The organism is Alkalibacterium olivapovliticus (assembly GCF_003003275.1).
GTDB classification, from domain to species: Bacteria; Bacillota; Bacilli; order Lactobacillales; family Carnobacteriaceae_A; genus Alkalibacterium; species Alkalibacterium olivapovliticum.
In genome coordinates this window covers 1-14,876 of sequence record NZ_PVTO01000020.1, presented here as the reverse complement: position 1 = coordinate 14,876, position 14,876 = coordinate 1, and the positions used below count along the sequence as shown (strand labels likewise).

Below are 14,876 nucleotides of genomic sequence, written 5' to 3'. Positions count from 1 at the left end.
TAATGAATATGACTAGTTTTATTGTGAAGTTTTGTATATAATTATAGATGAGACCGAGTGCGTATATCGGTTTAAAAAGTGCGCAAAAATCTTAGGAGGCTATATGTATGACTCGTTTAGTAAGTATGACAGATATGTTGAACAAAGCTTTAGCTGAAAAGTATGCAGTTGGGCAATTCAACATCAACAACTTAGAATGGACACAAGCCATTTTACAAGCAGCACAAGAAGAAAAATCTCCAGTAATTTTAGGTGTTTCTGAAGGAGCAGCTAAATACATGGGCGGATTTAAAGTCGTTTCTGCTATGGTTAATGCTTTATTAGAAGAAATGGACATTACTGTTCCTGTAGCATTACACTTAGATCACGGTTCTTCTTTTGACAAATGTAAAGAAGCAATCGATGCTGGATTCTCTTCAGTAATGATCGACCATTCTCATGACCCAATTGAAGACAACATTTCATTCACTAAAAAAGTGGTTGAATATGCTCATGCTAACGGAGTATCAGTAGAAGCAGAAATCGGTACTGTCGGCGGAGAAGAAGACGGCGTAATCGGTGGCGTAATGTATGCTGATAAAGACGAATGTAAACGTATGGTAGACGAAGCTGGCGTTGACGCTTTAGCAGCTGCTTTAGGGTCAGTTCACGGCGACTACGAAGGCGAGCCTGTACTTGGATTCGACGAAATGAAAGAAATTTCTGAATTGACAGGTGCTCCACTTGTATTACATGGTGGATCTGGAATTCCAACTCACCAAATCGAAAAAGCAATCAACTTTGGTCACACTAAAATCAACGTTAACACTGAATTACAACAAGTGTGGACTAGACGTACGCGTGAAGTTATTGCCAACAACGATAAAGTTTACGATCCTCGTAAAATCATCGGACCTGGTAAAGCAGACATCACAGCTACAACTAAAGCTAAAATGAAAGAATTCGGTTCTTCAAACAAAGGATAATTAAAATAATACACTGGCACCACTTGAGACATTAGTTCTTGAGTGGTGCTTTTTTTTCGTTTAAAAAAGAGAAAGTTTGATGATATTTCAGTTTAATTATCAATATAACTAGTAATAGAGGAAAATACTTACTGGGGAGCTGAACGGATGCAAATCGATAAAGCGCGCGTAGAGCCTTTACTGCTGACTGTTTTAAACATACTGGATAAACGAATGATATTAACTCATGAAGAAAAGCTGGCAAAACTAAATATGGAGAAGGGCTACATTGGAGAAGAACAGTTTGACCAGCTCATGAACGACTATCTTAAAAATGATTATGTAGTGCTGCAAGACTTGCTGCTGAGGGTCAAAGGGAATTCTGTCCAGATCGATTCCTTGCTGCTGACACCAGAAGTCGTTTATTTATATGAAATAAAAAATTATGAAGGCGACTATGTAATGAAATCCGGACAAATCCATACACTGACCAGTCATGAAATTTCCAATCCGTTGACTCAGTTGAGCAGGACCGCATCGCTACTGCGTCAACTATTTCAGAGCTGGAATGTCAAAATAACAATTGAAGCGGCCATTGTATTTATTAATCCGTCTTTGATACTCTATCAGGCAGATCCGGGGGAGCCGATTATTTTTTCAGCTCAAATCAAGCATCACTTTTCGAAAATCAGTCAATCGCAGCTCAAGTCTTCCGGTCTTTCTAAAAGAGTGATTATGCTGTCTGAAAAACTGGTTCAAGAGCACACTAGCGAAGTGCCGTTTCAAAAACAACTTCCCCAGTATGAGTACGACAATCTGACAAAGGGAATGACCTGTAAAAGCTGTGGCTCTTTTGAAATGAAGGTGACTCAACGAACAGTTGGATGCTCTAAATGTGAACAAAGTGTATCGACAGAGGAAGCCATACTAACGCACATTAAGGCGTTTCAATTATTATTCCCGGATAGTAAATTAACGGTCACAAAGATGACGGACTGGTTCAATGGAGCCGTATGCAGGAAACGCATTCGAAGAACACTAGTAGCGCATTTTGAAAGAATGTCATCTTCTTCAGGAACCTATTACAAATGATTTTCAAGAAGGAGTGTACTCGTCAGCAGACGAGTACCAACTAAATATAAAACAAAAAACTCTACTTCTATCAGTTAACTCGGTTAACCTCCCTACTGAGACACGAAAAAGAGTTGAGTGAGGAGGTAATCGGTTTAACCTCACTACTGAAATGCGCAAGAGAGTTGAGTGAGGAGGTAATCGGTTTAACCTCCCTACTGAGACACGAAAAAGAGTTGAGTGGTGAGGTAATCGGTTTAACCTCCCTACTGAGACACGAAATAGAGTTGAGCGGTGAGGTAATCGAGACAACCTACTAACTGAAGCATAAAAAAAGGTCGAGTGGGGAAGCAACGGCTGCGAGGTACCCACTAAAAATCAAATAGTCTTAGAGTGGGTACGACGCTCGAAAAAAAGCACTTCAATAATGTAGCGGTCGTCAAATCGACCGCTTTTCAACTTTAAAGCCTTATTTATAAAGAAAAACGGACTAATATGTTAAATTCGAGATAAAAGACTTACTATTAGTTAGTTGATAGTGTATACTGAGAAACTGAATCACATTAACTGACAAAAAATGTTAATCTTAAAAGAGATAAAGAAATCAATTGAAGAAAGAGTGATAACATGAGTTTTGCAGATTACCGTATTGACGACAGTAAAGGATTAGAATTTGGACTATATACACTGGGGGACCACCTCGCAAATCCGCACACAGGGAAAAGAATTTCAGCGAAGCAACGTCTCCAGGAAATTATCGAAATGTCTACATTGGCCGAAGAAGCCGGCATCGACATGATCAGTGTAGGGGAGAGCCATCAGGATTCGTTCACCACACAGGCGCATTCGGTTGTTCTGGCAGCAATTGCGCAGGCAACTAAAAAAATCAAAGTCAGCAGTTCATCAACTATTATCAGCACGTCTGATCCAGTAAGAGTATTTGAAGATTTTGCTACTATCGACCTGATCTCAGATGGACGTGCGGAAATCGTTGCAGGTCGTGCTTCCCGCGTCGGCCTGTACGAACTGCTTGGCTATGATTTGAGAGATTATGAAGAATTATATGAAGAGAAATTTGAACTTCTGCTTCAAATCAATCAGCAGAAGGTGGTCAACTGGGAAGGTGAGTTCAGAAAACCATTGAGAAACGCTGAGATTCTACCAAGGCCTTTAAATGGACAGCTGCCTATCTGGCGCGCAGTAGGCGGAACACCGGCAAGTGCTGTTAAAGCAGCTTATCAAGGCGTCCCGATGTATCAGGCTATGTTAGGTGGTCCGGCTTCTGTATTCAAGCGTCCAATAGACGCCTATAGAGAAACACTGGACAGTCTTGGCTATGATCCGAAAGACTTTCCAGTAGCGACAGCCGGTTTCTTTTATGCCGCAGAAACAACTCAGCAGGCTTTGAAAGAATATTACCCTCATATTAATGAAGGCATGAAAGTGACGAATGGAAGAGGGTTTCCTAAACAGCAGTTTGCTCAGGGGGCAAATCCGAAAGATGTGATGAATGTGGGGAGCCCACAGGAAATTATTGAAAAAATACTGTACCAGCATGAAACATTCAATCACCAGCGCTACATTGCACAAATGGATTTTGGTGGTGTACCGTTTGATAAAATCATGAAAAACATTGAACTGATTGGAAACGAGATTCTGCCGGCAGTCAAGAAGTACACTGCTAAACAGTAAGGAGGAGAGATTTTTATGAAAATTACAGTTTTATCCGGTTCGACTATCGGATCTAAAACACGTACAGCGATGACTTATGTCAGGAGCTTTATTGAAAAAAATTATCCAGATGAAGAAGTCACTCTGCTCGACCTGGCAGACTTCGACTTAGTATTCAGTGACGGACGGGATTTTAGAGAATATAAAGGAGATACAAAAATCGTCACAGAAACACTGATGGCGTCAGACGTTATTTTAGTAGGTACACCTATTTTCCAGGCTTCCATTCCAGGTTCTTTAAAAAATGTATTCGATCTGCTTCCACAGGATGGGTTACGGGACAAGGTGGCAGGGATTCTCGTCACCGCTGGTTCTGCCAAGCATTACCTGATTGCTGAAACACAGCTCAAACCTATTCTGTCTTACATGAAAGCACAAATCGTTCAAACATATACTTTTATGGAAGAAAGAGATTTTTACAGAAAAGAAATCGTAAATGAAGATGCTTTATTCAGAATAGAGAGACTAATTGAGGATACGATGGTACTCGTTGAGACTTATCAAAAAGCGAAAGCAGCTAAAGAAGCACAGTATGGATTTTAAAAAGTGAATATTTTTTTAACAGGACACTTATCATTATGAGTGTTCTGTATTTTTATATTGAAATATTTGCTAAACACTGTATGATTATAAGCAGAGAGATAACAGCTGTTCTGTATTGCCGTGAGCATTCTCTTTAAATAATCGTTCTAATTAAAAGTATTGTAAACTGACCATGAATTGTTTATATTAAATATAGTTCATGATAAACTACAAATTGACAAAGGGTTTGATGTATTGAAGAAGCCATCTGCCTATGATCTCACTCAAATAGCCCTGTCGACAGCACTCCTCGCTGTTGCTTCGATTGTTGTCTTACCAATCGGAGTTATCCCAATTACTTTACAAGTTTTTTTCTTTCTCTTTATCCCGGCATTATTAGGTCCAGTAAAAGGATTAATGACGATTATTTTGTATATCATCATGGGGTTGATTGGATTACCTGTATTTGCGGGAGGTAGTGGAGGAATCGGGAGCATTTTGTCCCCGTCGTTCGGCTATATTATTGGCGCGCTCATTGTGGCGTGGATAGTGGGAAGAGGACTATTAAATCAAAGAAGCAAACTACAGACACTGGGAATAATGAGTATGGGATTAGGTGCATTATATGTCATTGGCATGACTTATCAGTATATGATAATGACCTATTTTTTACAGACACCTATTTCTTTTATGAGCATTATGAGTGTTAATTTTTCCGTTTTTTTACCGATCGATATGCTGAAAATGATATTAGCGGTCGGATTATACGGCAGATTAGTTAAGTTGCCGTTTGCGAAACGTATCGATAAGCTGTAAAGACAATTGAGAGCACAATTAAACAGACAACCTGACCCGAGACTATTCAGACCAAAAGTGAGGATTAAAAATGACACAGAAATTAATTATTAATGGTGGAAATGATTTATCAGGAGAAGTAACGATTTCAGGAGCGAAAAATAGTACGGTCGCACTGATTCCGGCATCTATACTAGCGGATTCACCCGTAACTTTAGAAGGTGTACCGAATATAGCGGATGTGCATTCTCTGATTGAAATATTAAATGACATGAATGTTAAAACGCACTTTGAAGGCACAACACTGACGATCGACCCAACTGAAATGATTTCAATCCCGATGCCGACTGGAAAAATCAAGAGCTTGAGAGCGTCTTATTACTTTATGGGAGCTTTACTAACAAAGTTTGGCCAGGGGGTCGTTGGATTGCCTGGAGGTTGTTTCCTAGGCCCGCGTCCAATCGATCAGCATTTAAAAGGCTTCCGAGCACTTGGTGCAACGGTTGAAAACGAAATGGGTGCTATGTATCTGACGACTGGTGAAGAAGGACTGCAGGCAGCACGCGTATACTGTGATGTCGTGTCCATCGGCGCGACGATCAATGTCATGCTGGCAGCAGTGAAGGCAAAAGGCAGAACGATTATCGAAAATGCCGCTCGTGAACCTGAAATTATTGATGTCGCTACTTTACTCAATAATATGGGAGCGAAAGTGCGTGGAGCGGGAACCGACGTGATCCGAATCGACGGTGTAGAAGAAATGCACGGCTGTCGTCACACTGTTATTCCGGACCGTATTGAAGCAGGAACGTATCTGATCATGGCAGCAGCTAAAGGGAAAGACGTTATTATCCGTAACGTAATTGTAGAACATTTAGAAAGTATGATCGCAAAAATGGAAGAAATGGGCGTTCCGCTGGAAATCGGAGAAGATTATGTGCGCATTACCAAACCCGAAGGCCACTTGAAAGGTGTATCGATCAAGACACTTCCGTATCCAGGATTTGCTACTGATCTGCAGCAGCCTTTCACGCCGTTACTGATGATGGCTCAGGGAGAATCGATGATCGTGGATACTATTTATCCAAAACGAGTGAAACATATACCTGAACTGAATCGTATGGGTGCCAAGTCAAGAGTAGAAAGTGATGTTATTTTAATTGAAGGCGGCACTCGCCTTGAAGGTGCAGAAGTTGTAGCTAGTGATTTGCGGGCAGGGGCTTGTCTAGTAGTAGCCGGGTTGATTTCAGAAGGTCAAACAGAAATAGGTGGCGTGGATAAAATTCTCAGAGGATATGACCACATTGTCGAAAAATTAACTGCTCTCGGTGCAGATATTTACATGGAAGAGAGAGACGATTCAGAATAGGGGTATGATAAGTGGCAAACTTTTTAACATATAATGATTTGCAAGGCATGACGCTAAAAGATATATACGAGCACGCTAAAAGACTGAAAATCCCATACTACAGCCAGATGAACAAGAAAGAATTGTCAATGGCCATTATCCGTGTGCAGGAAGAGAAGCAGGGGTATTTTCAAGTTGAAGGGGTACTGGATAAAATCAGCAATCAGGATTTCGGCTTTTTACGTCCGATAAACTACTCTCACAGTAACGAAGATATTTATATTTCTGCTTCTCAGATGACACGTTTCGGATTACGTAATGGAGATAAAGTAACCGGAACAGCACGCCCGCCTAAAGATGGTGAGCGTTACAATGGATTAATGAATGTGAAACTGGTCAACGGGAAAAATCCGGAAGAAGCGAGAGAGCGCCCCCATTTCCCAGCTTTAACGCCTTTGTATCCGGACCGTCGTATTAATCTTGAATCATCTGAGAAAGAATTGTCAGCACGCATAATCGATCTGATCGCTCCCATTGGCTTTGGTCAGAGGGGTCTCATTGTTGCGCCTCCGAAAGTCGGTAAAACAACACTTTTAAAAGAAATCGCAAACGGCATCAAAATGAATCATCCGGATGTTGAATTGATCGTTCTGCTGATAGATGAACGTCCGGAAGAAGTAACGGATCTTGAGCGAAGCATTGATGGAGAAGTCGTGCACTCGACTTTCGATCAACAGCCTCAAAACCACGTGAAAGTCAGTGAGCTTGTACTAGAAAGAGCAAGAAGACTAGTTGAAGATAAACAGGACGTCGTTATCTTAATGGACAGTATCACTCGTCTGGCTCGCGCTTTTAACTTAGTGGAACAGCCTAGTGGACGTACACTCAGTGGGGGGATCGATCCGGCAGCTTTATATAGACCTAAACGCTTCTTCGGTTCAGCACGTAATGTTGAAGAAGGCGGAAGTATGACGATTATTGCTACAGCACTAGTGGATACGGGAAGCCGTATGGATGACGTTATTTATGAAGAGTTCAAAGGAACAGGTAATATGGAAGTTCACCTTTCTCGTGAGTTAGCTGAACGCCGTATTTACCCAGCTATCGACATCAGGAAATCAAGCACGCGTAAAGAAGAAATGCTCTTATCTAAAGAAGAGTACGAAGCTGTCTACAAATTGCGTAGAGGAATGCGTAATGATTCCCTAGAGTATACAGATCAGTTTATCAAGACACTCAAACGCTACGGAAAAAATGCCGCTTTTGTTGAAAAAGTCTTGAAGCAGTAATCTTTAAGGGCTCAAATGCACCTGGATTTTTTCTAAGAAATGATTGCATGATTAAATGAATTATGCTATTATATGTAATGTTGCATATACAAAGAAGCAGGTAAGGCAGACTCACACCAAGTGTGGCGTTCACTTATCTATTGACTAGAGAATTAAGATAACTATAAAGTCGCAGAGGCTTTATGGCATGAAGGAGTGAAAAAGATATGAAACAAGGAATTCATCCAGATTATCGTCAAGTGGTGTTTATGGACACAACGACAGGATTTAAATTTATGTCAGGTTCAACTAAAACATCAAAAGAAACAGTAGAATGGGAAGATGGAAACGAGTATCCGCTTATCCGTATGGAGATCTCTTCTGACTCTCACCCGTTTTATACAGGCCGTCAGAAATTTGCTCAGGCAGATGGACGTATCGACCGTTTCAACAAGAAATACCAATTGGAAGACTAATCATTACAGCATTAAAGTCCTGGATTTCCAGGGCTTTTTTTCTTTGACTCTCTTTTTTGGCTTCGGTCCGGTGGAGAATAGTATTATGAGCGGTTGAAAGTATGCTAAAATAAGGTTATATTTTGTTTTACCTTTTCATACTATCAGTTCAATACAGGAGGAAACGAATGAAGCTATATCTAATCTATGGAGGAAAAAGTGCAGAGCATGAAGTATCAATCAAATCTGCCCACTCGATTTTACAGAAGTTATACTATGAATATTACACCGTTATCCCAGTTTACATCAGCAGAGAAGGTAATTGGTTAAAAGGCTCTGTTGTAGAAGGATTAACAGATGTACCTGAATTTGAAGAAATGAATCAGACAGATACAAAAGAAGCGTTCAATTTTATTGAAATGCTGGAAGGTGAATCAGTGGCCTTCCCGGTTCTGCACGGTCCTAATGGAGAAGATGGCACTGTTCAAGGGCTGTTTGAAGTATTTGATATCCCTTATGTAGGTACCGGGGTATTATCAAGTGCAGTCGGTATGGACAAAATCATCAGTAAGAGTATCTTTAAGGATGCGGGCTTGCCTGTCCTTCCATATCAGGAAGTCAAACTGACAGACTGGAAAGTTCATTCAGGTGTGGTCATGGATGATCTGGAAACTGAATTGGGTTTCCCGATGTTCGTTAAACCAGCGAACCTGGGTTCAAGCGTCGGCATCTCACGTGTACTGGACAAAGACAAGCTGAAAGAAGCTGTCGAAATGGCGTTTGAGTACGATTATCGTGTCGTCGTTGAAAAAGGCGTCAAAGCGATAGAAATCGAAGTAGCTGTTTTAGGAAACGAAGATATTCATACGTCTGTTCCTGGTGAACTAATCAAGCATAAACCATTTTATGATTATGAGGATAAATATTTAAATCAGGAAGTCATCAGACAAGTGCCGTCTGACATATCAGATGAGCTGACTAAAGAATTGAGAGAACTGGCAGCTAAAGCATTCCATGCTATCGATGGAAGCGGCATTTCCAGAGTCGATTTCTTCCTAACTGAAGACGACAAAGTATATATCAACGAAGTCAACACATTCCCGGGATTTACAAACAATAGTATGTATCCGAGAGTATGGGCGAAAACTGGTTTACCTTATGAAGATCTGATCGAAGAAGTGATTCAGCTGGGGATAAGACGACATAAAGATCGGCTGGTCAGAAATACGCGACGAAATAAATAAGGAACAGTTTTAAAAGCAATAGAAATGGAGAGAACGAATGGCTAATTGGACACTTAATGAAATTGCAGCTGCAACAAACGGTCAATTGATCGTCGGCGATGACCACCTGGTAGTGGAAGGTGTATCCTTTGATACACGCTCACTTAAGCAGAATGATTTATTCATCCCATTGACGGCTGAGAGAAACGGACATGATTTTGTGGGTGCTGCAATCGAAAAAGGTGCAGTGGCTAGTTTCTGGAGTGATAAAGTAGAAAGTGCTCCAGACAACTTCCCGATTATTAAAGTAGACGACACTGAAAAAGCTTTTCAGGATCTGGCTCAGTATCATATGAATAAAGTAAAGCCGAAAGTGATCGGCATTACAGGAAGTAATGGAAAAACCACCACTAAAGATATGGTCGCGGCGGTTGCTTCTGCAAGATACAAAACACATAAAACCGTGGGTAACTTCAATAATCATTTGGGCCTTCCTTACACCATTTTAAATATGGAGGAAGATACAGATGTGCTGGTGCTGGAGATGGGCATGAGTGAGCAAGGAGAAATACAGGTTCTTTCAGAGCTTGCTCACCCTTCGATAGCAGTGATTACGATGATTGGTGAATCACATATTGAATTTTTGGGTTCCCGTGATGCTATATCAGAGGCCAAGCTTGAGATTGTTAAAGGAATGACAGACGGGACACTCATTTATCCAGGAGAAGAACCGTTACTAAATGATAAAGTAATGAACGGATACGTAGACGCTAATGTGAGTAAAACGCTGACATTTGGCAAAAATAAGAATATGGCTATTTATCCTATTGAGATAGAAGCTAAACTTAAACAGACTGTTTTTAGATGCAATAAAGCACCTGAACTGATCTGCACATTACCAGTGCCGGGAGTTTATAATGTTCAGAATGCCTTATCAGCTATCTTAGTGGGTGAGGAAATAGGCATTTCAATTTCTGAAGCTTATTTACAGCTGGAGAATTTCGAATTGACGAAAAACCGTCTGGAATGGATCGATGGATTGAATAAGACGACTTTGCTGAATGATGCTTACAATGCAAGCCCCTCATCAATGAAGGCCGTGCTGCGCTATTTCCAGGAAATCGAAACGCCCTCACGAAAAATCGTAGTGCTGGGAGATGTTCTGGAACTTGGAGAGTATTCGAAGCAGATGCACGAAGATCTGAGCGAAGCAATCGACTTGAACAAAATCGATCGACTCGTTCTGTATGGCGACGAAATGGAAGCATTATACAAAAAACTTGCCGATTTAAAAACGGACACATCACTGACTCATTTTACAGGAGATAAGCAGCCGCTGATCACTCACTTGAAAGAGATCCTAGAGCCTGAAGATACGGTTTTAATGAAATCAAGTCTAAGTACAGGGATGCTGGAAGTTGTGTCAGCGTTACGCGAAGAAAGAAAAGACTAAAACGTATTCATTATTCAGCAAGATGAAAATGAGTTGAAAACAAGTCAGACATGTGATAAGATTGCATTTGGAATGAAGCGAACAGTTCGTTTAAGGGATAAACCGAATTATCCGTATACAATTTAAAATTAAATACTGAGTCAAGTTAAATAACAGCCCTGGTGTCTCGCATCTTCAAATGAGTGACGTATGCTAGGGTCTTTGTTTGAACAGATAGGCAAATTAATCTGTTCATTAATTTCGATGTTTTTCTCTTAATGAGTAAAATATACCTTGGCTCGTAAACGAATGAACGCTAAGGAAAATAATAGGAGGAAACATTTTTTGAAATTTAATGAACTAGATTTAAAACCAGAACTACTCAAATCCATACAGGCTATGGGATTTGAAGAAACAACACCCATCCAGGAACAGACAATCCCTCTAGCATTAGAAGGAAGAGACGTTATTGGACAAGCACAGACAGGAACAGGGAAAACAGCTGCTTTTGGTTTGCCGATGTTACAAAAAATCGATGTTAAAAACCACAACGTTCAAGGGCTGGTCATTGCACCTACTCGTGAATTAGCTATCCAGACACAGGAAGAAATTTTCCGTTTGAGTAAAGACAAACGTGTAAAAGTTACGTGTGTGTATGGTGGAGCAGATATCAGTCGTCAAATCAAGCAAATCAAAGGTGGAGCGCAGATCGTTGTCGGAACACCTGGACGTATGCTGGACCTTATTCGCCGTAAAGCGTTGAGGTTGAATCAAGTGGAAACACTTGTTTTAGATGAAGCAGATGAAATGTTGAATATGGGATTCATTGAAGATATCGAAACGATTATCAAAGAAGTACCAGCTGAACGTCAGACTCTATTATTCTCAGCTACAATGCCGGCACCGATCAAACGCATCGGAGAACGTTTCATGACAAACCCTGAAATGGTCAGCATTAAAACGAAAACATTATCAGCATCGACTATCGAACAGTTCTATACAAAAGCTAGAGATAACGAGAAATTCGATATCATGACTCGCTTGCTGGATGTACAAAATCCTAAATCAACTATCTTGTTTGCACGTACAAAACGTCGTGTAGATGAATTGGCAAAAGGTTTGGAAATGCGTGGATATCAGGCAGAAGGAATCCACGGAGACCTATCTCAGAGCAAACGTATGAGTGTCTTAAAAGACTTCAAAAAAGGGAACATTGATATTCTAGTTGCGACTGATGTAGCGGCTCGTGGATTAGATGTGACTGGATTATCTCACGTTTACAACTATGATATTCCTCAAGATCCAGAAAGCTATATTCACCGTATCGGTCGTACTGGTCGTGCTGGTGAAAAAGGTGTAGCTGTTACATTCGTAACGCCACACGAAATGGGTTACCTGCGTACAGTAGAAAGCCTGACTAAACAGCCGATGACGTCTCTACGTCCACCAACCAATGATGAAGCTCTGGAAAGCCAACTGCAGACTGCAATGGCAGATATCCAGAAAATGGTTGATGAAAACGGACTGGACAAATATGAGAATGCAGCTGAGAAACTGTTAAGCTCTTATTCAGCTGAAGATTTAGCGGCTGCCTTAATCAAGACAATCGTTAAAGACGCAGAAGAAGTACCAGTTAAAATCACACCTCAACGTCCATTGCCAAGCAAAGACAAACGTCGTGGCGGCGGTGGTAAAGGTGGAAATCGTAATTACGGTGGAAACAAAGGTAAAGGCGGAAACCGCAGCAGTAACTATAAAGGAAAAGGACGCGCTGGCGACAACAAAGGCAAACGTTCAACAAACAGCCGTCGTTCAAGCAACAGCTAATTCTTTTCACATATGATTAAATAACAAACTGACTGGCATTCCTGCTGAAGTATACTTACTCGGCGGGTGTGTTCAGTCAGCTTTTTGTTTTGTGCGTAAAAGATATTAAATGACTTTCTTAAGCGATTCTGTTACGATTATACCGTAGCTGAATGATTAGTTTAACAGTTAAAGAATTGAGGTAGAGAGATGATTGTTGGCATCGGTTTAGACGTTGTCGATATTGAACGCATCAACAAAGCTTACATAAGAAGGCCATCTTTTGCTGGTCGAGTGTTGACACATAAAGAGTTGGAATTGTTCAATGCGCTCAGTGGAACGAGACAAATTGAATTTTTAGCTGGTCGATTTTCAGCAAAAGAAGCCTATTCAAAAGCACTTGGAACAGGAATCGGGAAGCTGACTTTTTTGGATGTTGAGATTTTGCCAGACAACTTAGGAAAGCCTGTTTTATCGAGTAAAGCTCATCCTTGTAAGGCGTGGGTGTCAATATCTCACACAGAAACGGTAGCTGTAGCTCAGGTGATTTTAGAAGAAAAATAACAATTGTTCTGCATGAAGTGTTTTTCGAGTCAAAGAATTGTCACAAAGATTGGTTCATTTAGTTTGCCTTTCATGATAAACTAACAGACAAGGAAGTAAAACTTTTTTCCTGTCTTTATTTTATTCAGATAAGCTTCTGGCTTTGACGGTGGGGAAGCTGATTTATTAGCTTTAAATAGCAGTAATCTTTTGGAGGGCATATTCATGGAAGAGCAGAATAATAAGAGAATGGTTATTGAACTTGATCAGTCAGTCTACGACGAAATCGAAGAATACTGTGTAGATGCAGACATAGAGGAGTCAGAATTGATGTCTGGCATTTTTCAGTGCTTTGTTCGTGAAACAATGAATAAAATGGACGCCATGAAGAAAGGTTATACAGAGATGGGGCACATTAATTTAGAGATTTGTTCTGAATTTGATGGGTGCGAAAGTGAAGCACATACTCATATCTGAAAAATCATTTCGTCAGCTCTCTAGACGAAATGATGGCCCGATCTGAAAGGCTCCTTCGAGGAGGAAAGCCTATGGTTAAACGTGGAGATATTTTCTATGCAGATTTATCCCCAGTGGTAGGATCGGAGCAGGGAGGTATGCGCCCGGTCTTGATCGTTCAAAACAATGTAGGGAATAAATACAGTCCTACTGTTATTGTTGCGGCTATCACCACTAAGATAGAAAAAGGAAAAATGCCCACTCACGTCGAGGTGAGTGCAAAACAGGGTCTTGAAAAAAACTCAGTTATTTTACTGGAGCAAATCCGCACAATAGATAAACAGCGTTTGAGGGATCAGGTGACACAATTGAATGCAGCAACAATGAACTTAGTTGATGATGCATTGGCTATTAGTGTCGGTCTGTCGAATAAATACAGACATATTTAAACCAACTATACTTAGTAAAAGACAGCTTTGAGATCACTGATCTTGAGGTTGTCTTTTTATATTGAAAATCGGTCAGGAGCATGATACACTTATCCTCGTTGTCTTTTACAGCCGTGGTTCGAAAGCGCCAACCCACGATATAAAAACTAGGAGGAAATATAAATGAAAACGAAGCAATGGGTATTAAATGCAATAATAGCGTCATTATACTTTGCAATCACGATGTTAATTGCGCCATTTGGTTTTGGAGCGATACAGTTCAGGTTGTCGGAAATGCTAAATCATCTGGCCGTATTCAATAAGAAATATGCGATTGGAGTAACTGCAGGAGTGGTTTTGACTAATCTAGTCTTCTCGCCGTTTGGTGTATATGACTGGGTTCTTGGAGTTGGGCACACGATCGTTTCATTTATAATATTCTTCATCGTTACTAAACACATAGTATCTCCAGTAAAAAAAATGATGGTCAATACGGTGGTGTTTTCTGTCTTCAGCTTTATGATCGCATTGATGCTTCTACTTATAGGTGCAGAAGAAGTGTTCTGGATAACATACCTTACCGTATTTTTAGGCCAGTTCCTGACAATGGGTATAGGTATCCCTATTATGCAGTCTTTGGATAAAAAACTGAATTTCAATAAACGAATGGAAGCTTAATACCGAAACAGGCGCAAAAAAACAGTGTGGAATTTAACCAACCCCTCTTTTGAGAGTCTGGTCAATCCACACTGTTTTTTTGGTTCTACGTCAACTGACGTTGGTGAAGAATAATAATCAATAAATATGAGAGTAAATACCAAGGGTGCCTAGGCTGTCTTGGTATTTACTTTTTT

At 40.5% G+C, this 14,876-nt stretch carries 15 protein-coding genes; all 15 read left to right on the top strand.

Translation table 11 applies throughout. The annotated features are described in order from the left end of the window. The first annotated feature begins 107 nt into the window (after nucleotides 1–107). The 15 genes from fba to CLV38_RS09535 all read left to right on the top strand — a co-directional run bounded on the left by fba (nucleotide 108) and on the right by CLV38_RS09535 (nucleotide 14,700). Nucleotides 108–965: a class II fructose-1,6-bisphosphate aldolase gene (gene fba / locus CLV38_RS09605; RefSeq protein WP_106194758.1), complete on the top strand. Its 858-nt coding sequence runs from the start codon at nucleotides 108–110 to the stop codon at nucleotides 963–965. A gap of 147 nt (nucleotides 966–1,112) precedes the next feature. Further along, nucleotides 1,113–2,036, top strand: coding sequence for a nuclease-related domain-containing protein (locus tag CLV38_RS09600; protein ID WP_106194755.1), 924 nt, complete (start codon nucleotides 1,113–1,115; stop codon nucleotides 2,034–2,036). A 606-nt stretch (nucleotides 2,037–2,642) separates the two neighbouring features. Continuing rightward, entirely contained in the window at nucleotides 2,643–3,707 is a 1,065-nt protein-coding gene (locus tag CLV38_RS09595) for an LLM class flavin-dependent oxidoreductase (protein ID WP_106194752.1), read from the top strand. Between the two features lie 15 nt (nucleotides 3,708–3,722). Further along, nucleotides 3,723–4,289: an NADPH-dependent FMN reductase gene (locus CLV38_RS09590; RefSeq protein WP_106194750.1), complete on the top strand. Its 567-nt coding sequence runs from the start codon at nucleotides 3,723–3,725 to the stop codon at nucleotides 4,287–4,289. A 234-nt stretch (nucleotides 4,290–4,523) separates the two neighbouring features. Further along, nucleotides 4,524–5,084 (top strand): biotin transporter BioY, encoded by a 561-nt coding sequence (locus tag CLV38_RS09585; RefSeq protein ID WP_170068869.1) that lies wholly within the window; start codon nucleotides 4,524–4,526, stop codon nucleotides 5,082–5,084. Nucleotides 5,085–5,154: 70 nt separating this feature from the next. Continuing rightward, on the top strand, nucleotides 5,155–6,432 hold the full coding sequence (locus tag CLV38_RS09580; RefSeq protein ID WP_106194743.1) for a UDP-N-acetylglucosamine 1-carboxyvinyltransferase: 1,278 nt from the start codon (nucleotides 5,155–5,157) through the stop codon (nucleotides 6,430–6,432). Between the two features lie 11 nt (nucleotides 6,433–6,443). After that, nucleotides 6,444–7,700, top strand: coding sequence for a transcription termination factor Rho (gene rho, locus CLV38_RS09575; protein ID WP_106194740.1), 1,257 nt, complete (start codon nucleotides 6,444–6,446; stop codon nucleotides 7,698–7,700). 206 nt (nucleotides 7,701–7,906) lie between these two features. Continuing rightward, complete coding sequence (locus CLV38_RS09570; protein ID WP_106194737.1) at nucleotides 7,907–8,155, top strand: type B 50S ribosomal protein L31; 249 nt, start codon at nucleotides 7,907–7,909, stop codon at nucleotides 8,153–8,155. A 167-nt stretch (nucleotides 8,156–8,322) separates the two neighbouring features. Continuing rightward, complete coding sequence (locus CLV38_RS09565) at nucleotides 8,323–9,378, top strand: D-alanine--D-alanine ligase family protein (protein WP_106194734.1); 1,056 nt, start codon at nucleotides 8,323–8,325, stop codon at nucleotides 9,376–9,378. A gap of 37 nt (nucleotides 9,379–9,415) precedes the next feature. Further along, a complete protein-coding gene (locus CLV38_RS09560) occupies nucleotides 9,416–10,810 on the top strand; it encodes a UDP-N-acetylmuramoyl-tripeptide--D-alanyl-D-alanine ligase (RefSeq protein WP_106194731.1) in 1,395 nt (464 codons plus the stop codon). A 324-nt stretch (nucleotides 10,811–11,134) separates the two neighbouring features. Continuing rightward, nucleotides 11,135–12,616 carry a degradosome RNA helicase CshA gene (gene cshA, locus CLV38_RS09555; RefSeq protein WP_106194728.1) on the top strand — a complete coding sequence of 494 codons (1,482 nt, stop codon included), beginning with the start codon at nucleotides 11,135–11,137 and terminating at the stop codon, nucleotides 12,614–12,616. A gap of 189 nt (nucleotides 12,617–12,805) precedes the next feature. Beyond that, nucleotides 12,806–13,159 carry a holo-ACP synthase gene (gene acpS, locus CLV38_RS09550; protein ID WP_106194725.1) on the top strand — a complete coding sequence of 118 codons (354 nt, stop codon included), beginning with the start codon at nucleotides 12,806–12,808 and terminating at the stop codon, nucleotides 13,157–13,159. A 204-nt stretch (nucleotides 13,160–13,363) separates the two neighbouring features. Continuing rightward, complete coding sequence (locus tag CLV38_RS09545) at nucleotides 13,364–13,615, top strand: hypothetical protein (protein ID WP_106194722.1); 252 nt, start codon at nucleotides 13,364–13,366, stop codon at nucleotides 13,613–13,615. Between the two features lie 71 nt (nucleotides 13,616–13,686). After that, complete coding sequence (locus tag CLV38_RS09540; protein ID WP_106194719.1) at nucleotides 13,687–14,043, top strand: type II toxin-antitoxin system PemK/MazF family toxin; 357 nt, start codon at nucleotides 13,687–13,689, stop codon at nucleotides 14,041–14,043. Between the two features lie 162 nt (nucleotides 14,044–14,205). Next, entirely contained in the window at nucleotides 14,206–14,700 is a 495-nt protein-coding gene (locus CLV38_RS09535) for a QueT transporter family protein (protein WP_106194716.1), read from the top strand. The last annotated feature ends 176 nt before the right edge of the window (nucleotides 14,701–14,876 follow it).